Below are 23,480 nucleotides of genomic sequence, written 5' to 3'. Positions count from 1 at the left end.
GCGGCAATTCCCACCCTCCCAAGGAAAGCCTAGAGCCGATGATCCCTCGCTATTCCCGACCGGACATGGTCGCCATCTGGTCGCCCGAAACGAAGTTCCGCATCTGGTTCGAAATCGAAGCCTATGCCTGCGATGCGCTCGCCGAGCTCGGCGTCATCCCGAAATCGGCGGCCGAAACGATCTGGGAGAAGGGCGGAAAGGCCGAATTCGATGTCGCCCGCATCGACGAGATCGAGGCCGTCACCAAGCATGACGTCATCGCCTTCCTGACGCACCTTGCCGAGTTCGTCGGCCCGGACAGCCGCTTCGTGCACCAGGGCATGACCTCCTCCGACGTGCTCGACACGACCTTCAACATCCAGCTCGTGCGCGCCGCCGACATCCTTCTCGCCGACATGGACCGTGTTCTTGCGGCGCTGAAGACGCGCGCCTTCGAACACAAGGATACGATCCGCATCGGCCGCAGCCATGGCATCCATGCCGAGCCGACGACGATGGGCCTGACACTCGCGCGCTTCTATGCCGAGATGGACCGCAACCGCGCCCGCCTCGTTGCCGCCCGCGCGGAAATCGCTACCGGTGCGATCTCCGGTGCCGTCGGCACCTTCGCCAACATCGATCCGCGCGTCGAGGAGCATGTCTGCGCCAAGCTGGGCCTGACGCCGGAGCCGGTCTCCACGCAGGTCATCCCGCGCGACCGCCACGCCATGTTCTTCGCCACGCTCGGCGTCATCGCCTCGTCCATCGAGAACGTCGCCATCGAGATCCGCCACATGCAGCGCACGGAAGTGCTGGAGGCGGAAGAGTTCTTCTCGCCGGGCCAGAAGGGCTCGTCCGCCATGCCGCACAAGCGCAACCCGGTGCTGACGGAAAACCTGACGGGCCTTGCCCGTCTCGTGCGCATGGCCGTCACCCCCGCCATGGAGAATGTGGCGCTCTGGCACGAGCGGGACATTTCCCACTCCAGCGTCGAGCGCGGCATCGGCCCCGATACGACGATCACCTTGGACTTCGCGCTGAACCGGCTTGCCGGCGTCATCGAGAAGCTGGTGATCTACCCGGACAATATGCTGAAGAATCTCAACAAGTTCCGTGGCCTCGTTCACTCGCAGCGCGTTCTGCTTGCCCTTACGCAAGCCGGCGTTTCGCGCGAGGATTCCTATCGCCTCGTGCAGCGCAATGCGATGAAGGTCTGGGAACAGGGCAAGGATTTCCTGGAGGAGCTTCTGGCCGATGCCGAGGTGCGCGCCGCGCTCTCGGAGGAGCAGATCCGCGAAAAATTCGATCTCGGCTACCACACGAAGCACGTCGACACGATCTTCCGCCGCGTTTTCGGCACCGTGTAACCGTCTTGCCGAAGCCGGCCGGCGAAGCCTCTTCGCCGGCCGGTCCCTCTGTATTAGACTTCCCTTGCGTGCAATGACGCACGCCATCCTGGGGGCTGAACATGAGGTTTCCTGCTGCCGCGCTTCTCGCCGTGGCCTTGTTTGCCGGAACGGCGCAAGCACAAACACCGCAATCCGTCATCGACCTTCTGACCGCCGGCTACGACATCATCAACGTATCGCCGATCGCCGAAAGTTATGCGGTCTTTCTGGAGAAGGACGACACGGTCGTCATTTGCCAGATCGGCTTCAAGGACGGCGTGTTTTCCACCGACAAATGCTATCCGCTGACCAAATGACCGCCGGAAACAGCGATGGCGCCAATGGCGCCATCGCTCCCCTCTGACGGGCGGCCTTGCACTCTCCTCCCGGCGCGTGCCGCCCGCAAAAAACCGCGTCAGCGTCGCTCGTTAACGACGATCTTGCGATAGAGATGCCAGGTGGCATGGCCGAGGATCGGCATGATCACGGCAAGGCCGACGAAGACCGGGATGGAGCCGACGATCAGCAGCGCGGCAACGATCAGGCCCCAGCAGGCGATCGGCACCGGGTTCACCAATGTGGCGCGCAGAGAGGTCTCGATCGCCGCCACGGCGCCGACGTCCCGGTCGAGCAGCATGGGAAAGGCGATCACGGTCGTCGCCAGCACCACGAGCGCGAAGCAGAAACCGATTGCATTGCCGGCGAGCACCAGCAGCAACCCGTTCTCCGAGCCGAAGACCGAGGCAAGGAACAGGGCCAGCGACTGCGGCGGTTCCGGCCCGAACAGGCTGGTATAGAGCACCTGCGCAAAGACCAGCCAGGCGATGAACAGCGACATCAGCATGGCGCCGACGGCGAGGATGGATGGCAGGGCCGGCGAGTTGCGCACCTCCAGCGCATGGCGCCAGGAGGTGTCCATGCCCCGCTCGCGCCGCCGGCTGATCTCATAGAGGCCGATCGCGAAGAACGGGCCGAGCAGTGCGAAACCGGCCACCAGCGGAAAGATCAGCGGCAGCATGTTGGCGCCGGAGCTCCAGGTGACGAGCACCACGCCCGCGATCGGATAGATGAGGCTGAGAAAGACGTAGTGGGACGGCTTGGCGCGAAAATCGTCGAAGCCGAGGCGAAGCGCATCCATCACATCGGACATGCCGATCCGCCGGATCGCCGGGTGCGCCACCATCGCGTCGTGGCCTGCCATCACATGAAATGTCGTCATGACAATTCCTCCTTGCCGGTTCGAGACCGTCTCGGCACGCGCGTGGAGGGCAATCGTCCGCCAGCACGACGGGCCGTGATTGGCATTGAAGGGGTGGAATCATACACCCGCAGCGATGATTTGTCCCTCCCCCTTGACTTCAGCACTTCGTGAACGCACATGCCGGCGCATGAAAGCCTCAGAAGCAGAAATCCTCATCGTCCCCGGATACACCAATTCCGGACCCGAGCACTGGCAGAGCCGCTGGCAGTCCAAGCTCGGCTCGGCGCGGCGCGTCGAGCAGGCCGAATGGTCCAAGCCCGTGCGCGAGGACTGGGTGCAGCGCGTGATCGACGAGGTCGCGGCCGCCAGCAAGCCCGTCGTGCTCGTCGCCCATTCGCTGGGCGTGGCGGCGGCGATCCATGCCGCGCCACATCTTGGCAACAAGGTCGCCGGCGCCTTTCTCGTGGCGCCGCCCGATGTCGCCAATGACGGTATCCGGCCGAAACACCTGATGACCTTCGGCCCCTATCCGCGCGAGCCGCTCGTCTTCCCCTCGCTCGTCGTGGCGAGCCGGAACGATCCCTTCGGCACCTACGAGCATGCCGACGACATCGCTGCCGCCTGGGGCTCGATGCTGCTCGATGCGGGCGAGGCCGGGCATATCAACACGGAGTCCGGGCATGGCCCGTGGCCGGAAGGCACGATGGTATTCGCCCAGTTCTTGAGCCGCCTCAAGGCGCCCGACTAATAAGCGCCCAAGTGGCGTACACCCCCGCGTGGTGTGTGCCTCCGGTACACCATTAAGAGGAATTTCATAGAAATCCGGCACGCTGATCCTGTTGAGTTCCAAGCAGGCGCCGCGTTTCATGGCCAAACCATCCGGTTCGACCTCCATTGCCGTGCATGAAACGGAGCGTGAGCCGTTTTATCGCCGGCTTTTCGCACGGTCCGGATTCGGCTTTGCCGCTCTCGATTCCGAAGGACGCATCCTCGACGCAAACGGGACGTTCTTGCGAGCCTTCGGCGTCTCTTCTCCCTCCCGGCTACCGCCCTTCCCCGACTGCGTCTCGCCAAGGGACCGCGCCGTCATCACCTTTGCGATGCGCCCGAGCCTTGCCGAGCAGACACCGTGGGAGATCCGGTTGCAGCGGCCGGATGGCGCCGAATTCTGGGTCCTCGCGTCCTTCGTCGAAGCGCCTGTTCTGCCCGGCGAGCCGCTGGCGCCCGCCCTCATCGTCCAGACCACTGACATCGACGAGCGCAAGCGCAATGCGCTCGAGTTGGCGGAGCGCGAAAGCCGCTGGAACCATGCGCTCGAATCCGCTGGTCAGGGCGTCTGGGACCACGATTTCGCCCGCGGCGACCTCTTCTATTCCCGCCAATGGCGGGCGATCCGTGGCCTCCGGCCGGATGAACCCATCGATGCCTCGCTGGAGGGATGGCTCCAGTGCGTGCATCCCGACGACCGGGCGCATGTCCTGGAGGAAATCCACAAGCAGGAGACCGGCGAGACGCCGTTCAACATGTTCTCCTATCGCGAGCGCCACAAGAACGGCCATTGGGTCTGGATCGAGAGCCGCGGTGCCGTCGTCGACTACGGGGCTGACGGCAAGCCGACCCGCATCGCCGGCACGGACACGGACATAACCGAGCGCAAGGAAGCCGAAGAACGCCTCGCCCAGATGTCGCGGCGCCTGGAACTGGCGCTCGGCGTCTCGCGCATTGGCGTCTTCGACGTCAACCTGCAGACCGGCGAGGTCCGCTGGGACGACCGCATGATCGAGATGTACGGCGTTACGGAAAAGCCGGACGCCGGCACGTGGGAACGGACGCTTCATCCGCAGGATCAGTCGAAAGCAAAGGCAAAGGTCAACGACAATCTCACCCGGAGCCAGGATTTCGCCAACGAGTTCCGCATCATCCGCGGCGACGGCGAAATCCGTCACATCCGCAGCCGTGCGGCCCCCTATGTCGACATCGCCGGCGCACCACGCCTCATCGGCGTGAACTGGGACGTCACGGACGACATGCGGCTGCAGGAGGAGCTGCAACATGCCAAGGACCTGGCAGAGGCGCGCAACGCGGAACTGGAAGCCGCCCGGGCACGCATCGAATACACCGCCCTGCACGATCACCTGACCGGCCTGCCGAACCGCCGCTATCTCGATACCACCATCGAGGCTGCCGCGCGGCAGGCACAGCAGACCGGCAGCCGCCTTGCCGTGCTGCATATCGATCTCGACCGCTTCAAGGAAATCAACGATACGCTGGGGCACCTTGCCGGCGACCAGATGCTCGTGCACGCCGCCGGCGTGCTGAATGAACTGAAAGGTCCCGATGACTTCGTCGCCCGCATCGGCGGCGACGAGTTCGTCTTCCTGTCCGCTGGCTCTGCCGGGCGCAACCTTGCCTTGCTCGCCGAGGCGATCGTCGCGGCGATGCGCAAGCCCGTCACCTTCAACGGCCACATCTGCCGCTTCGGTGCCAGCGTCGGCATCGCCAGCCAGTCGGGCGCCGGCATCGACGCCAAACAGCTTCTCGTCAATGCCGACCTCGCGCTCTATCGCGCCAAGAACCGCGGACGCAGCCGGCACGAGTTCTTCACCAGCGACTTCCAGGCGCAGATCATCGTCAACAAGCAGACGGCCGACGAAATCCTCACCGGCATCGAGCAGCAGCGTTTCCTGCCCTATTACCAGCCGCAGTTCTGCGCCCGTACGCTCGACGTCGTCGGTGTCGAGACGCTGGCGCGCTGGGACCACCCGACCCGCGGCATCCTCGCCCCCGACACCTTCCTGAAGATCGCCGAGGATCTCGACTGCGTGGCGATGATCGACCGGATCGTGCTGGAAAAGTCGCTTGGCGACTATGCCGACTGGCAGGCGCTCGACCTCGGCATCGAAAAGATCTCGGTCAATGTCTCCTCCAAGCGCCTGCACGACCCGGAACTCGCACGCTCGCTGCATACGCTCGCCATCCGTCCGAAGTCCCTTTCCTTCGAACTCCTGGAATCGATCTTCCTCGACGATTGCGACCGCACCGTGCTGGAAAACCTCGCCGAGATGCGCAAACTCGGCATCGACATCGAGATCGACGATTTCGGCACCGGCCACGCCTCGATCATCAGCCTGATGAAGCTCTCGCCGCGCCGGCTGAAGATCGACCGGCAGCTCGTCAAGCCGGTCAGCCGCTCCCCCGGCCAGCGCAAGCTCGTCGGCACCATCGTCGAGATCGGCCGCTCGCTGAACATCGAAGTCGTCGCCGAAGGCGTGGAGACGCCAGCCCATGTCGCCATTATGCGCGATCTCGGCTGCGACATCCTGCAGGGCTATGCGCTCGCCAGACCCATGCCGGCCGCGGCCATTCCCGATTTCGTGCGCCGCCAGGAATGGCGCAACCAGGGCGGCACCGTACGCGACCTCCAGAGCGAGGTCCGCAGGGCCGTCACCCGCTAGAATCGAAAAAAGCCGCCCGGCAGTACCGGACGGCTTTTCGAAACATGGTATCGCGGCAGAGCGCCGATCAGCCCACTTCGAGCTGCGCGATGGCGACGGCCAGGAGCTCGATCATCTGGACGCGGATTTCGTCTTCGCTGCGGGCAATGCCGGCAGCATCGAAATCGGCCTTAACCTTGCGCACGACGTCCTCGTGGCCGACTTCCTCGAAATCGGCGGCAACGACTTCCTTGGCATAGGCGTCCGCCTCGCCGTCGGTCTTGCCAAGCAGGCCGGCGGCCCACAGGCCGACCAGCTTGTTGCGGCGCGCTTCGGCCCTGAAGCGCAGCTCCTCGTCCAGCGCGAACTTGGCCTCGAAGGCCTTTTCCCGATCCTGCATGTTCGTCATCGATGACTCCCGTAGATTCTTTAACCCGTTAGGCTCCCCGCCCATAAATCAAAACGACGGCAAAAGTGCAATGCGAACTTTCGTGACCGCGCCGGCTTCCCGCAAAGGCCGGAAAACGGGGGATCGACAGCGACAGCGATTGTTAAAGTGCGGCATTTCGTTTATGGGAGCGCAAACGAACGACACCTGCGCGGGCCCAAACGCGCCAACAACAGAGACAAAATCCATGAACCGTCGCCGCCGTATCTACGAGGGCAAGGCCAAGATCCTGTACGAGGGTCCCGAGCCGGGCACGCTGATCCAGTTCTTCAAGGATGATGCGACCGCCTTCAACAAGAAGAAGCACGATATCATCGACGGAAAGGGTGTGCTGAACAACCGGATTTCCGAGTACATCTTCACCCAGCTCAACAAGATGGGCATCCCGACGCACTTCATCCGCCGGCTCAACATGCGCGAGCAGCTGATCAAGGAAGTCGAGATCATCCCGCTTGAGGTGGTCGTGCGCAACGTCGCCGCCGGCTCGCTGTCCAAGCGCCTCGGCATCGAAGAAGGCACCGTGCTGCCGCGCTCGATCATCGAGTTCTATTTCAAGGCCGATGCGCTCGAAGACCCGATGGTCTCCGAGGAGCACATCACCGCTTTCGGCTGGGCAAGCCCCCAGGAACTCGACGACATCATGGCGCTCGCCATCCGCGTCAACGACTTCCTCTCCGGCCTCTTCCTCGGTGTCGGCATCCAGCTCGTCGATTTCAAGATCGAGTGCGGCCGTCTCTATGAAGGCGACATGATGCGCATCATCATCGCCGACGAGATCTCGCCCGACAGCTGCCGCCTCTGGGACATCGCCACCCAGGAGAAGATGGACAAGGACCGCTTCCGCCGCGACATGGGCGGCCTGGTCGAAGCCTATCAGGAAGTGGCCCGCCGCCTCGGCATCATCAACGAGAACGAGCCCGTGCGCGGCACCGGCCCGGTTCTGGTGAAGTAACACGCCTCCCAAGGATGGACAGACAGACATGATCAAGGCACGCGTAACGGTTACGCTCAAGAATGGTGTTTTGGACCCGCAGGGCAAGGCGATCGAAGGCGCCCTCGGCAGCCTCGGCTTCGACGGCGTCGGCCAGGTCCGCCAGGGCAAGGTCTTCGACCTGGAGCTCGCGACCGCCGACCGCGCCAAGGCCGAGGCCGACCTCAAGGCCATGTGCGACAAGCTGCTGGCCAACACGGTAATCGAGAACTATACTATCGCCCTCGCCTGACGGTTGAAGGAGACGATGGTGACGGATATCTCTCAGGGACTGATGTACGAGCTTATGAAGCGTATCCAGTCCGACCTTGTCACGCTTAAGGACGGCCAGAGAGATATGCGGCAGGATATCGTAAGTCTGCGAAATCACATGTATGTCATGCAAGGGGACATCAACAACCTGCACGGCAGCATGGCACAGGTATTGACACGCCTCGACCGTATCGAAAACCGCCTCGAACTGCGTGAACTCGCCGAGGCCCAGGCAAGGTTTGAACCACACCCATGAAGTCCGCCGTCGTCCAACTTCCCGGCCTCAATCGTGACCGCGACATGATCGCGGCGCTGACCAAGATCTCCGGCCAGGCGCCGGTCACCGTCTGGCAGACGGAAACGGAACTGCCGGATGTCGACCTGATCGTCATCCCGGGGGGCTTCTCCTACGGCGACTATCTGCGTTGCGGCGCGATTGCCGCCCGCATGCCGGTCATGCAGGCGATCAAGGCCAAGGCCGAGGCCGGCGTGAAGGTGCTGGGCGTCTGCAACGGCTTCCAGATCCTGCTCGAATCCGGCCTGCTGCCCGGCGCGCTGATGCGCAATGCCTCGCTGAAATTCGTCTGCCGCGAAGTGAAGCTGGAGGTGGTCAATGCCGAGACCGACTTCACCCGCGCCTACGACAAGGGTCAGGTCATCCGCTGCCCGGTCGCCCATCACGACGGCAACTATTTCGCCGACGCCGAGACGCTGGCCGCCGTCGAAGGCAATGGCCAGGTCGTGTTCCGCTATGCGGAAGGCACCAATCCGAACGGCTCGATCAACGACATTGCCGGCGTGATGAACGCGAAGGGCAACGTGCTCGGCCTGATGCCGCACCCGGAAAACCTCATCGAAGCCGCCCATGGCGGTTCCGACGGCCGCGGCCTCTTCGCCTCGGTGCTCGACGTCATCGCGGCTTGAGACGCCTCGAAAAACCTTTGGGCCGGGAGTGATTGCGATCTGCCGGCCCGCGGGTTCATGCCGATTCCAGGGATTCGCTCGGATGACGCGTTCCCGGTGCTTCCGACCGTTTCGTCAGGCTCTCTTAACGCCCTGTTGCTATCAAGGGCGCGTGTCCATCCCCGAAAGGCCTTCCATGCGCTCTCTCCTCGCCGCAAAGTTCCTCCTGCCGCTTCTCGCCGCCGCAGGTCTTGTGGCCTGCCAGGCGAAGGCACCCGCACCGAAGGTCAACGGCGCGGCCTTGCCGACCATGGAGCGTGTCGCGCTCGGCGCCAACAGCTGCTGGTTCAAGTCGGGCGACCCCGCCTTCAAGGCCTATCGCCTTGCGCCGGAGCTGAACTCCTTTTCCGGCCGCCCGCGCATCCTCGTCGTCCATCGCAATTCGCCGGAAGCGCGCCCGCTGCTCGTCGTGCAGGCGGAAGGCAATCCGGCGAAGCTCGACGCTTTCGGCCCGCTGATGGGCGAGGCTGCCGGCGCCCGCATCGCCACCGACGTCAAGCGCTGGGCCGGCGGCGGCAAGGGCTGCTGACCGCAGCCTCCCTTCAATCCCAATAGATCGACTTGCGGATTTCCCGCGTTGCTTCGGCACGGCTGACGCCGATGTCGCGAAGCTGTTCGTCCGTCATCTCGACCAGCGCGTGGCGCGTGCGCCGCGTGATGCTCCAGGCATGGCAAGCGCACCAGGCGTGATGCAGCAATGCGCGCAGGCCGGCGGGTCGATTGCACGCCTCCTCGACGAAGATTGTATCAATTGCCATAATCATTTCTCCTGAGGCTTCACAAGCCTTCACAGCAAGCGGTGCATTCAGGAAATAATTGACTCTCCACGCGGTGCAATCTAAGAATTGGCACCATGACAAATTGGCTTCCCGACCTGCAGGCCTCCGATGGCCCGCTCTATGTGCGCATTGCCGACCAGATCGAGCAGGCGATCAGCACCGGCATGCTCGCCTCCGGCAGCAAGCTGCCGCCGCAGCGCAACCTCGCCTATGACATCGGCGTCACCATCGGCACCGTCAGCCGTGCCTATACCATGGTGCGCGAGCGCGGCCTCGTCAGTGGCGAGGTCGGGCGCGGCACCTATGTGCTGGGCTCGGCGCAGGACAACGACCCGGCCGCCGTCGATCCGGTCAGCGCGAAGCTGGTGGGCACCCGCGCGGCGAATGCACCGCCCGGCAAGCTGCGCTTCGACACGACGGCCGCCACCGATGTCGGCCAGTCGGGCGTCGTCACCGACATGCTCACAGACATCTGCCGGGAGCAGCCGAACGAGATCGCCAGCTACACCCGCAATTTTCCGGTGCAATGGCTGGAGGCCGGGAAGCGCTGGCTGAAGCGGGACGACTGGCAGCCGGCGATCGAAAGCATCGTGCCGACGCTCGGCGCCCACGCTGCCGTCATCGCCGCCGTCTCGGTCATCACCGCCCCCGGCGACCGCATCGTCTTCGAGCACGTCACCTATTCGCAGGTGAGCCGCGGCACCGCCCTCATCGGCCGCCAGACGGTGCTGGTCGAATCGGATGCCCATGGCGTGATCCCGGAGGATTTCGAGCGGGTCTGTGTGCAGCAGCACCCGAAACTCGCCTTCCTCATGACATCCGGCCAGAACCCGACGCTGAGCATCATGCCGGAGGAGCGCCGCCGCGCCATCGCCGCCATCGCCCGTCGGCACAATGTCTTCCTCATCGAGGACAATCTTTATGGCGGCACGGTCGACGCCGGCATTCCGCTTCTGGCGGAAATTGCCCCCGACCGGACCTTCCTCGTCGGCGGCCTGTCGAAGAGCGTTGCGGCCGGGGTGCGCGGCGGCTGGATCGCCTGCCCGCCGCACCTTGCCCAGCGCGTGCGCATCGCCCACAAGATGGTCAGCGGCGGCCTGCCCTACCTGCTTGCCGAACTCGGCGCCCGTCTGGTGCTTTCAGGCATGGCGGATGCCATCCGCACGAAGGTTTCCGCTGAGGTCGAGGCCCGAGAGGCGCATGCGCGAGAAATCTTCGCGGGGCTCGATTTCAATTCGCATCCGCGCGTTCCCTTCCTCTGGCTGAAGCTGCCGGACCCGTGGCTGTCGGGCACGTTCCGCCAGGCGGCATTCGCCGAGGACATCCTCATCGACGACGAGGACGAGTTCAAGGCCGGCCGCTCGGAGAGGACGTTCTACCGGGTACGCATCGGCCTCTCCTCGCCGGACAGCCGCGCGGATGTCGTTGCCGGCCTCCAGCGGCTGCGCCGGCTCATCGCCCATGGCCCGACGGGCTATGACAGTCCGGCCTGAAAACGCGCCGTTTCGGCTGTGATCGGGGTCATTTTCCTGTCGCGCTGCAAGGCAGCATAGGTTAAAGAGACCGCAATCCTGCCCTCCACGACAAGACGAGCGACGATGACCATTTCGAACACCCGCCCGATCACCCCGGAGCTGATTGCCGCCCACGGGCTGAAGCCGGATGAATACGACCGCATCCTCTCGCTGATCGGCCGCGAGCCGACCTTCACCGAACTCGGCATCTTCTCGGCCATGTGGAACGAGCACTGCTCGTACAAGTCCTCCAAGCGCTGGCTGCGCACGCTGCCGACCAAGGGGCCACGCGTCATCCAGGGGCCGGGCGAAAATGCTGGCGTGGTCGATATCGACGACGGCGACTGCGTCGTCTTCAAGATGGAGAGCCACAACCACCCGTCCTATATCGAGCCCTACCAGGGCGCGGCGACGGGCGTCGGCGGCATTCTGCGCGACGTCTTCACCATGGGCGCGCGGCCGGTCGCGGCGATGAACGCGCTGCGCTTCGGCGCGCCGGATCATCCGAAGACCCGCCACCTCGTTTCCGGCGTCGTCGCCGGCGTCGGCGGCTACGGCAATTCCTTCGGCGTGCCGACCGTCGGCGGCGAAGTGGAATTCGATCCGCGCTACAACGGCAACATCCTCGTCAATGCCTTTGCCGCCGGCCTTGCCAAGTCCAACGCGATCTTCCTTTCGGAAGCCAAGGGCGTCGGCCTGCCCGTCGTCTATCTCGGCGCCAAGACCGGCCGTGACGGCGTCGGCGGCGCGACCATGGCATCGGCCGAATTCGACGAGTCGATCGAGGAGAAGCGCCCAACCGTGCAGGTCGGCGACCCCTTCACCGAAAAGTGCCTGCTGGAGGCCTGCCTCGAACTGATGCAGACCGGCGCCGTTATCGCCATCCAGGACATGGGGGCCGCCGGCCTCACCTGCTCCGCCGTCGAAATGGGCGCCAAGGGCGACCTCGGCATCGAGTTGAACCTCGATCTCGTGCCGGTGCGCGAAGAGCAGATGACCGCCTACGAGATGATGCTGTCGGAAAGCCAGGAGCGCATGCTCATGGTTCTCGAACCCGCCAAGGAGGAGGTCGCCAAGGCGATCTTCGTCAAGTGGGGCCTCGACTTCGCCATCGTCGGCTACACGACGGACGACCTGCGCTTCCGCATCCTGCACCAGGGCGAGGAAGTCGCCAACCTGCCGATCAAGGATCTCGGCGACCAGGCCCCGGAATACGACCGCCCCTGGCGCGAGCCGGGCAAGCCCGCGCCGCTGCCGGCGAACCTTGTCGCCGAACCCGCCAACTATGGCGAGGCGGTATTGAAGCTCGTCGGTTCGCCGAACCAGTCGAGCCGCCGCTGGGTCTACGAGCAGTACGATACGCTGATCCAGGGCAATTCGCTGCAGATCCCCGGCGGCGATGCCGGCGTCGTGCGCGTGGAAGGCCATGCCAGCAAGGCCCTCGCCTTCTCCTCCGACGTCACGCCGCGCTATGTCGAGGCCGACCCGTTCGAGGGTGGCAAGCAGGCCGTCGCGGAATGCTGGCGCAACATCACGGCGACCGGCGCCGAGCCACTCGCCTCGACCGACAACCTGAACTTCGGCAATCCGGAAAAGCCCGAGATCATGGGCCAGTTCGTCAAGGCCATCCAGGGCATCGGCGAAGCCTGCCGGGCGCTGGACTTCCCGATCGTCTCCGGCAACGTCTCGCTCTACAACGAGACGAACGGCGTCGCGATCCTGCCGACCCCGACCATCGCCGGCGTCGGCCTCCTGCCCGACTGGTCGGTCATGGCCAAGATCGGCGGCGCGAAGGACGGCGACCAGCTCGTTCTGATCGGTGTCGACGGCAGCCATCTCGGCCAGTCCGTCTATCTGCGCGACGTAGCCGGCCTCGTCGACGGCCCGGCACCGGAAGTCGATCTCCACGCCGAGCGCCGCAACGGCGATTTCGTGCGCTCGGCCATCCGCAACGGCCAGGTCACCGCCTGCCACGACATCTCCTCCGGCGGCCTCGCTGTCGCGCTTGCAGAGATGGCGATGGCCTCCGGCAAGGGCGCAACGGTCGATCTTTCCGCGGCGAACGGCCCAGCCCATGCCCTGCTCTTCGGCGAAGACCAGGCACGCTACGTGCTCGCCGTCCCGGCCGATCTTGCGGGCTTCCTGTGCGCCAATGCGGAAGGTGCCGGCGTACCGTTCCGTCGCCTCGGCACGGTCGGTGGCGATGCCCTCGTGGTGGACGGTCTCCTGTCGCTGCCGATTGAGCAATTGCGCGACACCCATGAATCGTGGTTCCCTGACTTCATGGATGGCAACGGCAACGCCGCTGCCGCCGCAGAATAACAGTAAGGGGAAGCGCACATGCCTATGTCACCCGGCGATATCGAAGACATGATCAAATCCGGCATTCCCGGAGCAAAGGTGGTCATCCGCGATCTTGCTGGCGACGGCGATCACTACGCCGCCGAAGTCGTCGCGGAAGCCTTCCGCGGCAAGACCCGCGTGCAGCAGCACCAGATGGTCTACGATGCGCTGAAGGGCAATATGGGCGGCATCCTGCACGCCCTCGCCCTCCAGACCTCGATCCCGGAGTAAAATCCGCCCATGGCCGATCTCATCAAGGAACTCGTCAGCGGTGTGGTCGATGCAGCCCTCAAGGAGGTGCTGAAGAAGACCGGCGTGCGCAAGGCCTCGACCCGGCGCACGCGCCGCAAGACGACGACGCGCAAGAAGGCGTCCGGCGGGCTCCTCGGTGACATCATCGAAGCCGCGCTGAAACCGGAAAAGAAGCCGGCCAGGCGCCCGCGCAAACAGGTGAGCCGCCGCCGGACGGCGGCAAGCCGCAGCCGCCAGCGCAGCCGCTGACCGGACGACCGGGCGCGGCGAACGCGCAACACCGTAGAAATGCTAAGGGAGCCCCGCACGTTTTTTGTGGCGGGGCTTCTGGCATTTGTCACACGAGATTGTTATCTAGGGCGAATGGTTCATCGCATCGGCCCTTGAAGCCGATTTGCTAGGGAATACGGCTATGAGTGGCATCCACGATTTCATCGAAAACGAAGTGAAGACGAACGACGTCGTCCTGTTCCTGAAGGGCACACCGGAATTCCCGCAGTGTGGGTTCTCCGGTCAGGTCGTGCAGATCCTCGACTACGTGGGCGTGGGCTACAAGGGCATCAACGTGCTTGCCGACGCCGACATCCGCCAGGGCATCAAGGACTATTCCAACTGGCCGACCATCCCGCAGCTCTATGTGAAGGGTGAGTTCATCGGCGGTTGCGACATCGTGCGCGAAATGTTCCAGTCGGGCGAGCTGCAGTCTCACCTTCAGGAACAGGGTATTTCGATCAAGGGCGCTGCCTGACGCTTTACGGTCTTTCCGAAGACCCCGAGCTTTTCAAAGGCGCCGCACCCCAGCGGCGCCTTATCTCTTTCATGGATTAATGTGATTATGTCTGGACTTTCCCCCGAAGCTTCCCAGCGCCTGAATGGCATGGGCAAGATAGAATTCATTGCGCTCATGGCGCTTCTCATGGCGCTCAACGCGCTCGCCATCGACATCATGCTGCCCGGTCTGCAGGAGATCGGCGCCAGCCTCGGCGTCGAGAATGAGAACCATCGGCAATATGTCATTTCCGCCTACCTGATCGGCTTCGCCTTCGCGCAGCTGGTCTACGGGCCGATCTCCGACCGGTTCGGCCGGCGCATTCCCATGTTCATCGGTCTGGCCATCTACATCGTCTCGTCGCTCGCCGCGATTCTCGTACCGAGCTTTGCCGCGCTTCTGGCGCTGCGCGTCATCCAGGGCATCGGTTCGGCCGCCATGCGCGTCATCACCATCTCGATCGTCCGCGACATTTTCGGCGGGCGCGCGATGGCGGAGGTCATGTCGCTGATCATGATGGTGTTCATGGTCGTTCCGGTACTGGCGCCGGGCACCGGCCAGGTCGTCATGCTGTTCGGCGAATGGCACCTCATCTTCGTCTTCATGGCGGTCATGGCGGCCGTCATCTGGGCATGGATGTATTTCCGCCTGCCGGAAACCCTGCATCCCGAGGACGTGCGTCCCTTCACGGTGCGTTCGGTCCTCGACGGTTTCCGCATCGTTCTGACGAACCGCGTCGCACTCTGCTACACGCTCGCCAGCACCTTCATCTTCGGCGCCCTGTTCGGCTTCATCAACTCGGCGCAACAGATCTATGTCGGCATCTACGGGCTCGGCGTCTGGTTCCCGGTCGCCTTTGCCGGCGTCGCCGCCTTCATGGCGCTGTCGTCCTTCGTCAATGCGCGGCTCGTCGGCAAGTTCGGCATGCGGCGCCTGTCGCATGGTGCGCTGGTGGGCTTCCTCGGCGTCAACACGCTGTGGCTGCTCCTGACGCTCGTCTGGACGCCGCACCTGCCGTTCGCCATCTTCATCGTGCTCTTCGCACTGTCGATGTTCCAGTTCGGCTGGATCGGCTCCAACTTCAACTCGCTCGCCATGGAACCCCTCGGCCATGTCGCCGGCACGGCCTCCTCGGTGCTCGGCTTCATGGGCACCGCCGGCGGCACGATTTTGGGCGCCATCATCGGCCAGGCCTTCAATGGCACGGCCCTGCCGCTGGTCATGGGCTTCTTCGTGCTGTCGATCATCGGCCTGATCTTCGTCTTGATCGCCGAGCACGGAAAGCTGTTCCAGCCGCACAACAAGCCGGTTTGACAGGGAACACCCTGCTTCCTTCCGCCATCGTCGGGCTCGCCCCAAGGATGACAAGGGAGAAAGGACAGGGATAGAGAAAAGGCCCGGCTGCGGACGCAACCGGGCCTTTTTGCTGGAATGAAATATACCTCAGTCGACGAAGACTTCGCGGCGCAACATCTCCCAGCTGTCCTTGTCGGGCGCGACCAGCAGGCCGCCCTCGACATGGTGCGGTTTGTAGGCCGAGCCGTCGAAGCGGGCGGCATAGGCACCCGCCTCCTGGGCGATGAGCGTGCCGGCAAGGTGATCCCAGGGCATCAGCTTGTTGTACATGAGATAGTGCAGGTGGCCGCCGGCAAAGGTGCGGTACTCGTGCGCGGCGCAACGATAGTTGGAAACGAAGGCGACCTTTGCGAGGTTCGACAGGATACGCGCCCGGCGCTCCCGGTCAAGAAAACTCGTCGAGGCCATGCCGGTCATCGCTTCCAGCGGCGCACCGCCGCGCGTCTTCAGCCGCACGGCCGGCCGGTGATCGCCGGTCTGCCAGGCGCCGCCGCCCTTTTCCGCCATGACGAAATCGTCGCCCATCGGGTCATAGATGATGCCGCCGACCGTCTCGCCGCCGGAGACGATCGCCGCCATGACGCCGAAGAGCGGTACGCCCGAGGCGAAATTGAAAGTGCCGTCGATCGGGTCGACGACGATCGCGACATCCGCATCCTTGAGCTTTGGCAGAAGGGCCGGGTCGGCCGCGACCGATTCCTCGCCGACGAACAGCACGCCCGGAAACTGCGCCGTCACCTCGCGCTTGATGAAGCGTTCGGCCGCCTCGTCGGCTTCCGTCACCAGGTCGTTGGCATCCGCCTTGGTGCGGATATCACCCTTGGCAAGCGCACGGAAGCGCGGGCGGATTTCCGCCTCGGCCGCCTGTGCAAGCACGAGAGCGAGGGCATTGATATCAATCGTCGTCATGGGGCCTTACCGTTTCGAGGGAGGAGAAATCGAAAAGTTTCGGGTCGAGAAGATGGGACGGATTGGTGTGGCCGAGCGCACGCAGCATGGCGTCCTTGCGGCCCGGCATGCGCGTTTCGATGTCCGCCAGCATCGCCTTCATCGCATTGCGCTGCAGCCCGTCCTGCGAGCCGCAGAGATCGCAGGGAATGATCGGGAACTGCATGGCGGCGGCGAACTTGGCGAGATCGTCCTCCGCCGCATAGGCGAGCGGACGCAGCACCATGAGGTCGCCTTCATCGTTCAAAAGCTTCGGCGGCATGGCGGCGAGCCGCCCGCCGTGGAAGAAATTCATGAAAAAGGTTTCGAGAATATCCTCGCGATGGTGACCGAGCACCAGCGCATCGCAGCCCTCCTCCCGGGCGACGCGATAGAGATTGCCGCGCCTGAGGCGCGAGCACAGCGAACAATAGGTCGCCCCCGACGGCACCTTCTCCTTCACGATGGAATAGGTGTCGCGGTACTCGATCCGGTGTTTGACGCCGATCGAGGCAAGATAGTCCGGCAGGATATGCTTCGGAAAATTCGGCTGGCCCTGGTCGAGATTGCAGGCGATCAGCTCGACCGGCAGGAGGCCGCGCCATTGCAGGTCCATCAGCAGGGCGAGCAGGCCATAACTGTCCTTGCCGCCGGATAGGCCGACGAGCCAGCGTTTCTGGCCCTTCAGCATGGAAAAATCATCCATCGCCTGCCGCACCTGCCGGAGCAGGCGCTTTCGCAGCTTGTTGAAGGAGACGCTGGAGGGCGCATCCGCAAAGAGCGGATGGCGGCCGGTCTCCGGTGCGTCGTCGTCGGTGTCAGCAAAGGCCAGGGTCGTTGATGCCGTCATGGGCCTGCAATGCCCCGAACCGGCCGCACAATCAAGCCCCGAACACCGACCAGCCCGTGCGCGCCGCCAGCATTTCGAGCGCCAGCGAGCCGAGAAGCGAATTGCCGTTCTCGTTGAGCCCCGGCGACCAGACGGCGACCGACGCCTTTCCGGGCGCGACGGCCAGGATTCCGCCGCCGACACCGCTCTTGCCCGGCAGGCCGACGCGATAGGCGAAGTCGCCCGAGCCGTCGTAGTGGCCACAGGTCAGCATGAGTGCGTTGATACGCCGCGCCCGAAGGTGCGAGACGACCCGGTGGCCGGTCAGCGGATTGGTGCCGCTGTTGGCGAGGAACAGCCCTGCCCTGGCGAGCTGCCGGCAGCTCATTGCCAGCGCGCACTGATGGAAATAGACGCCGAGCACCAGTTCGGCCGCATGGTCGAGCTTGCCGAAGGAGCGCATGAAATTGGCAAGCGCGAAATTGCGGAAGCCCGTCGCCTGCTCCGAGCGCGCGACGTCCTGGTCGATGATGATATCGTCCTCATCCGCGAGATAACGCAGGAACCGCACGACCTCGCCGATCGCTTCCTTCGGTGTATGTCCGGCCAGCACGAGGTCGGTGATGGCGATCGCCCCGGCATTGATGAAGGGATTGCGCGGGATGCCGCCCTCATGCTCGAGCTGGACGATAGAATTGAAAGCCGAGCCGGACGGCTCGCGCCCGACACGCTTCCAGATCGCCTCACCGTGTTTGCCAAGGGCCAGCGTAAGGGTGAAGACCTTGGAAATGCTCTGGATGGAGAAGGCTTCTTCCGCATCGCCGGCAAGGTGCACCGCACCGTCTGTGGTGACCACGGCGATGCCGAATTTTTCCGGATCCACATGGGCAAGCTGCGGAATGTAGTCCGCCACCCTGCCCTCGCCGCGCCGTGGCGACAGCGCCGCGTGGATTTCCTCGACGATACCCTGCAAGTCCGTCATCCCGTCCCCCCGAAACGAAAAAGCCGCCAATCTCTTGGCGGCTTTTCCGATTTGCGCAAGGTGTCTTCAGCGATTAACGCGAGTAGAATTCGACGACCAGGTGCGGTTCCATGACGACGGCGTAGGGCACGTCGGAGAGAACCGGGATGCGAACGAAGGTCGCGGTCATCTTGTTGTGGTCGGCTTCGATGTAGTCCGGAACGTCGCGTTCAGCCAGGCCAACGGATTCGAGAACCGTGACGAGCTGCTTGGACTTTTCCTTGACTTCGATGACGTCGCCCGGCTTGCAACGGTAGGAACCGATGTTGACGCGGACGCCGTTGACCTTCACGTGGCCGTGGTTGACGAACTGACGGGCAGCAAAGACCGTCGGAACGAACTTGGCGCGGTAGACGATCGCGTCGAGGCGCGATTCGAGCAGACCGATCAGGTTTTCCGGGGTGTCGCCCTTGCGGCGCTCAGCTTCGGCGAAGATCGCACGGAACTGCTTCTCGCGGATGTCGCCGTAGTAGCCCTTCAGCTTCTGCTTGGCGCGGAGCTGAACACCGAAGTCCGAAAGCTTGGACTTGCGGCGCTGGCCGTGCTGGCCCGGGCCGTATTCGCGGCGGTTGACCGGGGACTTCGGACGGCCCCAGATGTTTTCGCCCATGCGGCGGTCGATTTTGTACTTGGATGCAGCGCGCTTGCTCATCGCATTTCCTCTTGGTCTTGTTATCGCCTGCCCGTTGCCGGACCGGCTGAAGGAAACACGCCCTCCTCTGAACCTTTTCCGAGGTTCCGACAGGCTTCTCACGATCGCGACCGGAGAATCCACGGGACATGTCAAATGAAACACCGGACATTTCTGCCCGGCGTTGACGGGGTCATTAGGCAGTTTTCAAAAATTTGTCAACGCATCTTGCAGGAGGAATTCGCCTTGCCTATCTTCCCCGGCAGTAACAGCCCCGGGCCCCTCTGACTTGTGCCTTGCCGGACCTCGTGATGTCGAGGCTGTATCACCAACATATCCGGCAAGGGAAACCGTCATGGATTTTCTGTGGCTTGACTTCCAGGGCACTGCCGTCTGGATGTGGCTGTCGTTCATCGCAATCGTTCTCGCCCTCCTCGCGCTCGATCTCGGCGTTCTCCACAAGGAGAACAAGGAAATCGGCATCAAGGAGAGCCTCCTTCTTTCCACCTTCTATATCGGTCTTGGCCTCGCCTTCGGCGGCTTTGTCTGGTTCCAGTCCGGCGCACAGGCCGGCGTCGAATACCTGACGGGTTTCGTCGTCGAAAAGAGCCTTGCGATGGACAACATCTTCGTCATCGCGATGATCTTCGGCTATTTCGCCGTCCCCCGGCAGTATCAGCACCGCGTGCTGCTCTGGGGTATCCTCGGCGTGATCGTCCTGCGCGGCATCATGATCGCCGCGGGTGCCGCCGTCATCGAGAACTACGGCTGGGTGCTCTACATCTTCGCCGCCTTCCTCGTCTTCACCGGCATCAAGATGCTGTTCTCGTCGGACGAAGCCTACGATGTCGCTTCAAACCCGCTCCTGAAACTGCTGCGCCGCCGCCTGCCGGTGACCGACGCGCTGCACGGCGACCGCTTCCTCGTCCGCCAGCCCGATCCGAAGACCGGGCGCCTGCGCACCTACGTGACGCCGCTGCTGCTCGCCCTGGTGCTCGTCGAATTCGCCGACCTCGTCTTCGCGGTCGATTCGATCCCGGCGATCTTCGCCATCACGACGGATCCGTTCATCGTCTACACGTCGAACATCTTCGCGATCCTCGGCCTGCGCGCGCTGTATTTCGCCCTTTCGGCCCTGATCCACCGCTTCGCCTATCTGAAGTATGCGCTGGCGACGGTGCTCATCTTCATCGGCTCGAAGATCTTCGTCGCCGACATGCTGGGCCTTGCGAAAATTCCGCCGATGGTTTCGCTCGGCGTGACGGTCACCATCCTTGCAGCCGGCATCTTCGGTTCGCTCTGGGCGACCCGCAAGGACGGTGAGAAGGCGATCGCCGAAGACGCGTAAACCTCACTCCGCGGCGGCGGGATGGGTGTCCGTCAGATCGGGCCCATTCGCGTCGCCCGGCTGGGTCTCGCAGCCAAGATCCGGGAAAGCGACGATACGGTGGCCGGCAAGATCGCTGTGCACGACCACCAGCCCCTGCTCCTCGAAGTAACCGAGAAGGCGGCGCGCGCGGCGGGCGGAGTGGGTTCCGTAGGCGCGCGCGATCCGCGCATCGGAGGGGCAGGCAAGCCCGCGCACGGCAGCCTGCGCCACCAGCAGGAACACACCCTGCAGATCCTCGGTGACGCTTCGGGAAAGATCGAGCGCCCGGCCCCAGATTTCGGTCGCCGCGGTCTCGGCATCGACCCCGGAGCGCGCGACCGCCATCTTGCGGCGGAAGGCCGGCAGCGAAAGCGGCGCGCCCGGCACGCGGCGGATGCGGCAACGCACGAGGAAATCCTGAAAAAGCTCTGCATCGGCCCGGAAGGCCGCCTCGGGATTGCCGAGGATTTCGGCAAGCGCCTGGTCGAGCAGGCCCTCGCGCTCCTCCGCGGAGATTTCCGGCGCCGGCGCCTTCGTTTCCGCCTGCACCGGTTCCGGCCGCGCGCGGGACAGTTCGGCGAGAATGTCCGTCGTCGGGCGCGGCGCAGGCGGTGCACGGCGGACGAGCGGACGGGAAAACTCGTCCGGATCGGGCGTGAAGATCAAATCCTCGACATCCGGCAGGGCATCCGGCAACGGCATCAGCTTGGGGCTGGTCGAGCGTGCGGAGGTCTCCACCGTACCGATCGTCACCGGCAAAGGACGGCGCGACAGCGCCGGGCCGAGCGCGACGAAGGAACCGCGCGGCAGGTCGCGGAACATTTCCGCCTGCCGACGGTCGAGGCCGAGCAGGTCGGCGGCACGCGCCATGTCGATATCGAGGAAGGTGCGGCCCATCAGGAAGTTGGAGGCCTCGGCCGCGACGTTCTTGGCAAGTTTTGCGAGGCGCTGCGTGGCGATGACGCCGGCAAGGCCGCGCTTGCGGCCGCGGCACATCAGATTGGTCATCGCGCCGAGCGAGAGTTTGCGCGCCTCTTCGGAGACTTCACCGCTGACGGCGGGCGCGAAAAGCTGCGCCTCGTCGACGACGACGAGCACCGGATACCAGAAATCCCGGTCCGCATCGAACATCGCATTGAGGAAGATTCCGGCCGCACGCATCTGCTCGTCGGCCTCCAGCCCTTCCAGCGAAAGCACGCAGGAGACCCGATGCTGGCGGATACGGTTGGCGATGCCGACAAGCTCGGCCTCCGTGCGCTGGCCATCGACCACGACATGGCCGAACCGGTCGGACAGCGTGACGAAATCGCCCTCGGGATCGATGATGACCTGCTGAACCCATTGGGCGGATTGTTCGAGCAGGCGCCGCAGGAGATGCGACTTTCCCGAGCCCGAATTTCCCTGCACCAGGAGACGCGTCGCCAGCAGCTCCTCGATATCGAGCCTGGCCGGTGCGCCGCCCTGCACCGTCCCCATGTCGATGCCGACCTTCATCCCGTTCCTCGTCTAAAAATTCCTGATTCGCCGGCCGCCACCGGATATCAGGCATGCCCTAACACGAAACACGCAGCCGTCACGCCCGGCTTCTTGAAAGAATCCACAAGGTTCTCACCGCTTTTGTGCTCAAGCGGCCTTCTCATCAAGCGGCTGGACATCGGGTTGCTCACGCTGCATCGCCTGAGCCAGATCGAAATTGACCTGCATGGCAAGCCAAGCGCGCGCGGTGCTGGCCCCCGCCCGTTCAAGGCGCAGGGCAAGATCAGGGCTGACGGCGGCGCGGCCGTGCAAAACACGCGAAAGCGCGACTCGGGACATGCCGAGTCGGCCGGCCGCATCCGTTACAGACAAACCGAGCGGCCGAAGCACGTCCTCACGGAGCAATTCGCCGGGATGGGGAGGAAGTTTCATCATCGCTACAATCCTCTCAATGATAATCCTGGTAATCGACCAGTTCGACATCGGCTCCGATGAAGCGGAAGGTCACCCGCCAGTTGCCGTTCACCCAGACCGACCAATGCCCCTTCATGTTTCCCTTGAGAGGGTGAAGCTTGAAGCCTGGCAGATTGACGTCGGCAGGCGCGCTCGCAACGTCCAGCAAGCCGAGGATACGCCCTAACTTGGCGGCGTGAGATGCCTGGATCCCCTTCGTCGATCCCGACGTGTGGAAGAGTTCCAGGCCTTTGTGTCGGAAACTGACGATCATGACGAAACGTATCGCGTATCGGTACGCGATACAAGTTTCAGACGACCCGGAGCCCGAACCCCTGCATTAGCCGGCGTGTCGAAAAATCCGGTTTGCCCGAGGTGAAGACGGCGATGTCCTCACCGGGGGCGAGGGTTTCCAGTGGCGGCACGAGACGGCGCGCCTGGCGGGCGATGGCCTCGGCCGGGTCGAGCCAGTCGACCGGCCAGGGGGCGAGCTTGCGGAAGAGATTGGCCATGAACGGGTAGTGCGTGCAGGCGAGCACGACGATATCCGTCTTGCGGCCGTCCTCGTCGACGAAACAGGGTGCGATCTCGGCGCGCACGGCATCGTCGGAAAAGGTCTCGCCGCGGATATAGGCTTCCGCCATGCGGGCGAGGTTTTCCGAGCCGACGAGGCGCACGTCGCACTGGCTGGCGAAGGACTGGATGAGGTCGCGCGTGTAGGCGCGCTTCACCGTGCCGGGCGTCGCGAGCACCGAGACGAGGCCGGAACGGGTGCGCTCGGCGGCGGGTTTGATGGCGGGCACGGTGCCGACGAAGGGCATGTGCGGGAATGCGGCGCGCAGGTCCGCTCCCACCAGCGTGAAGGCCGTGTTGCAGGCGATGACGCAGATTTCCGGATCGTGCTCGGCAAGCAGTCCTTCGAAGAGATCGATGACATGCGTCTTCAGCGCCGGCTCTTCCCAGCCGCCGTAGGGAAAACCGGCATCGTCGGCCACATAGGTGAAATGCCGTTCGGGCATCAGCACGCGCGCCTCACGCAGAACGGTCAGGCCACCGATGCCGCTGTCGAACATCAGGATGGGCTTTGCCGTCTGTTCCGGAGCCT

27 protein-coding genes are annotated in these 23,480 nt (G+C 64.0%); 16 read left to right on the top strand and 11 right to left on the bottom strand.

All coding sequences use genetic code 11. The annotated features are described in order from the left end of the window. Window positions 1-38 precede the first annotated feature (38 nt). Window positions 39-1,346 carry an adenylosuccinate lyase gene (gene purB, locus K0P03_RS08480; RefSeq protein WP_023516395.1) on the top strand — a complete coding sequence of 436 codons (1,308 nt, stop codon included), beginning with the start codon at window positions 39-41 and terminating at the stop codon, window positions 1,344-1,346. A gap of 101 nt (window positions 1,347-1,447) precedes the next feature. Next, window positions 1,448-1,684 (top strand): hypothetical protein, encoded by a 237-nt coding sequence (locus K0P03_RS08475; RefSeq protein WP_272789356.1) that lies wholly within the window; start codon window positions 1,448-1,450, stop codon window positions 1,682-1,684. A 98-nt stretch (window positions 1,685-1,782) separates the two neighbouring features. On the opposite strand, the gene K0P03_RS08470 is transcribed toward K0P03_RS08475, so the two are convergent. Then, window positions 1,783-2,586: a DUF2189 domain-containing protein gene (locus K0P03_RS08470; protein ID WP_272789355.1), complete on the bottom strand. Its 804-nt coding sequence runs from the start codon at window positions 2,584-2,586 to the stop codon at window positions 1,783-1,785. 169 nt (window positions 2,587-2,755) lie between these two features. Here K0P03_RS08470 and K0P03_RS08465 point away from each other — a divergent pair, with 169 nt between their 5' ends. Then, the gene (locus K0P03_RS08465; protein WP_023516479.1) at window positions 2,756-3,316 is read left to right on the top strand and encodes an RBBP9/YdeN family alpha/beta hydrolase; all 561 of its coding nucleotides are present in this window, start codon (window positions 2,756-2,758) and stop codon (window positions 3,314-3,316) included. A gap of 118 nt (window positions 3,317-3,434) precedes the next feature. Beyond that, window positions 3,435-6,023, top strand: a complete 2,589-nt coding sequence (locus K0P03_RS08460) for a sensor domain-containing protein (protein ID WP_272789354.1) — start codon at window positions 3,435-3,437, stop codon at window positions 6,021-6,023. Between the two features lie 67 nt (window positions 6,024-6,090). Here K0P03_RS08460 and K0P03_RS08455 read toward each other — a convergent pair whose 3' ends face one another. Continuing rightward, a complete protein-coding gene (locus tag K0P03_RS08455; RefSeq protein ID WP_023516477.1) occupies window positions 6,091-6,411 on the bottom strand; it encodes a DUF1476 domain-containing protein in 321 nt (106 codons plus the stop codon). Between the two features lie 226 nt (window positions 6,412-6,637). Here K0P03_RS08455 and purC point away from each other — a divergent pair, with 226 nt between their 5' ends. The 5 genes from purC to K0P03_RS08430 all read left to right on the top strand — a co-directional run bounded on the left by purC (window position 6,638) and on the right by K0P03_RS08430 (window position 9,185). Next, complete coding sequence (purC, locus tag K0P03_RS08450; protein ID WP_024271230.1) at window positions 6,638-7,402, top strand: phosphoribosylaminoimidazolesuccinocarboxamide synthase; 765 nt, start codon at window positions 6,638-6,640, stop codon at window positions 7,400-7,402. Between the two features lie 28 nt (window positions 7,403-7,430). After that, on the top strand, window positions 7,431-7,673 hold the full coding sequence (purS, locus tag K0P03_RS08445; RefSeq protein WP_023517061.1) for a phosphoribosylformylglycinamidine synthase subunit PurS: 243 nt from the start codon (window positions 7,431-7,433) through the stop codon (window positions 7,671-7,673). Window positions 7,674-7,688: 15 nt separating this feature from the next. Beyond that, the gene (locus K0P03_RS08440) at window positions 7,689-7,949 is read left to right on the top strand and encodes a hypothetical protein (RefSeq protein ID WP_272789353.1); all 261 of its coding nucleotides are present in this window, start codon (window positions 7,689-7,691) and stop codon (window positions 7,947-7,949) included. Then, complete coding sequence (gene purQ / locus K0P03_RS08435; protein WP_023516240.1) at window positions 7,946-8,617, top strand: phosphoribosylformylglycinamidine synthase subunit PurQ; 672 nt, start codon at window positions 7,946-7,948, stop codon at window positions 8,615-8,617. Before K0P03_RS08440 ends, purQ begins: the two co-directional genes overlap by 4 nt. A gap of 175 nt (window positions 8,618-8,792) precedes the next feature. Further along, a complete protein-coding gene (locus K0P03_RS08430; protein ID WP_023516239.1) occupies window positions 8,793-9,185 on the top strand; it encodes a hypothetical protein in 393 nt (130 codons plus the stop codon). Window positions 9,186-9,198: 13 nt separating this feature from the next. Here the strand turns inward: K0P03_RS08430 and K0P03_RS08425 are convergent, their stop codons facing one another. Then, window positions 9,199-9,414: a DUF1127 domain-containing protein gene (locus K0P03_RS08425; protein ID WP_023516238.1), complete on the bottom strand. Its 216-nt coding sequence runs from the start codon at window positions 9,412-9,414 to the stop codon at window positions 9,199-9,201. A 95-nt stretch (window positions 9,415-9,509) separates the two neighbouring features. Here K0P03_RS08425 and K0P03_RS08420 point away from each other — a divergent pair, with 95 nt between their 5' ends. The 6 genes from K0P03_RS08420 to K0P03_RS08395 all read left to right on the top strand — a co-directional run bounded on the left by K0P03_RS08420 (window position 9,510) and on the right by K0P03_RS08395 (window position 15,627). Continuing rightward, the gene (locus K0P03_RS08420; protein ID WP_050743921.1) at window positions 9,510-10,928 is read left to right on the top strand and encodes an aminotransferase-like domain-containing protein; all 1,419 of its coding nucleotides are present in this window, start codon (window positions 9,510-9,512) and stop codon (window positions 10,926-10,928) included. 105 nt (window positions 10,929-11,033) lie between these two features. Next, a complete protein-coding gene (gene purL, locus K0P03_RS08415; protein ID WP_272789352.1) occupies window positions 11,034-13,271 on the top strand; it encodes a phosphoribosylformylglycinamidine synthase subunit PurL in 2,238 nt (745 codons plus the stop codon). Window positions 13,272-13,289: 18 nt separating this feature from the next. After that, on the top strand, window positions 13,290-13,523 hold the full coding sequence (locus K0P03_RS08410; protein WP_023516235.1) for a BolA/IbaG family iron-sulfur metabolism protein: 234 nt from the start codon (window positions 13,290-13,292) through the stop codon (window positions 13,521-13,523). A 9-nt stretch (window positions 13,524-13,532) separates the two neighbouring features. Further along, a complete protein-coding gene (locus tag K0P03_RS08405; RefSeq protein WP_023516234.1) occupies window positions 13,533-13,793 on the top strand; it encodes a hypothetical protein in 261 nt (86 codons plus the stop codon). 163 nt (window positions 13,794-13,956) lie between these two features. Continuing rightward, on the top strand, window positions 13,957-14,292 hold the full coding sequence (grxD, locus tag K0P03_RS08400) for a Grx4 family monothiol glutaredoxin (RefSeq protein ID WP_023516233.1): 336 nt from the start codon (window positions 13,957-13,959) through the stop codon (window positions 14,290-14,292). A 129-nt stretch (window positions 14,293-14,421) separates the two neighbouring features. After that, a complete protein-coding gene (locus tag K0P03_RS08395; protein ID WP_050743919.1) occupies window positions 14,422-15,627 on the top strand; it encodes a multidrug effflux MFS transporter in 1,206 nt (401 codons plus the stop codon). A gap of 129 nt (window positions 15,628-15,756) precedes the next feature. Here K0P03_RS08395 and K0P03_RS08390 read toward each other — a convergent pair whose 3' ends face one another. The 4 genes from K0P03_RS08390 to rpsD all read right to left on the bottom strand — a co-directional run bounded on the left by K0P03_RS08390 (window position 15,757) and on the right by rpsD (window position 19,098). Further along, entirely contained in the window at window positions 15,757-16,578 is an 822-nt protein-coding gene (locus K0P03_RS08390) for an inositol monophosphatase family protein (protein WP_023516781.1), read from the bottom strand. Then, window positions 16,565-17,446 carry a tRNA 2-thiocytidine(32) synthetase TtcA gene (gene ttcA, locus K0P03_RS08385; protein ID WP_023516780.1) on the bottom strand — a complete coding sequence of 294 codons (882 nt, stop codon included), beginning with the start codon at window positions 17,444-17,446 and terminating at the stop codon, window positions 16,565-16,567. Before ttcA ends, K0P03_RS08390 begins: the two co-directional genes overlap by 14 nt. 31 nt (window positions 17,447-17,477) lie before the next feature. Then, complete coding sequence (locus K0P03_RS08380) at window positions 17,478-18,407, bottom strand: glutaminase (RefSeq protein WP_023516779.1); 930 nt, start codon at window positions 18,405-18,407, stop codon at window positions 17,478-17,480. 73 nt (window positions 18,408-18,480) lie between these two features. Beyond that, window positions 18,481-19,098: a 30S ribosomal protein S4 gene (gene rpsD, locus K0P03_RS08375; protein WP_023516778.1), complete on the bottom strand. Its 618-nt coding sequence runs from the start codon at window positions 19,096-19,098 to the stop codon at window positions 18,481-18,483. Between the two features lie 334 nt (window positions 19,099-19,432). On the opposite strand from rpsD, the gene K0P03_RS08370 reads away from it, so the two are divergent. Continuing rightward, window positions 19,433-20,425, top strand: coding sequence for a TerC family protein (locus K0P03_RS08370; protein ID WP_272789351.1), 993 nt, complete (start codon window positions 19,433-19,435; stop codon window positions 20,423-20,425). A 3-nt stretch (window positions 20,426-20,428) separates the two neighbouring features. On the opposite strand, the gene K0P03_RS08365 is transcribed toward K0P03_RS08370, so the two are convergent. From K0P03_RS08365 to murI, 4 genes are all read right to left on the bottom strand, one after another. After that, a complete protein-coding gene (locus K0P03_RS08365) occupies window positions 20,429-21,940 on the bottom strand; it encodes an ATP-binding protein (protein ID WP_050743917.1) in 1,512 nt (503 codons plus the stop codon). A 129-nt stretch (window positions 21,941-22,069) separates the two neighbouring features. Then, window positions 22,070-22,357, bottom strand: coding sequence for a HigA family addiction module antitoxin (locus K0P03_RS08360; RefSeq protein WP_023514533.1), 288 nt, complete (start codon window positions 22,355-22,357; stop codon window positions 22,070-22,072). A 13-nt stretch (window positions 22,358-22,370) separates the two neighbouring features. Further along, complete coding sequence (locus K0P03_RS08355) at window positions 22,371-22,649, bottom strand: type II toxin-antitoxin system RelE/ParE family toxin (protein ID WP_023514532.1); 279 nt, start codon at window positions 22,647-22,649, stop codon at window positions 22,371-22,373. Window positions 22,650-22,686: 37 nt separating this feature from the next. Next, a complete protein-coding gene (gene murI, locus K0P03_RS08350) occupies window positions 22,687-23,448 on the bottom strand; it encodes a glutamate racemase (protein ID WP_272790461.1) in 762 nt (253 codons plus the stop codon). Between the last annotated feature and the right edge of the window lie 32 nt (window positions 23,449-23,480).

The organism is Shinella sp. HY16 (assembly GCF_028534175.1).
Classification (GTDB): Bacteria; Pseudomonadota; Alphaproteobacteria; order Rhizobiales; family Rhizobiaceae; genus Shinella.
Note: the sequence above shows the minus strand (reverse complement) of the source record. Positions and strands in the feature narration are given on the sequence as shown.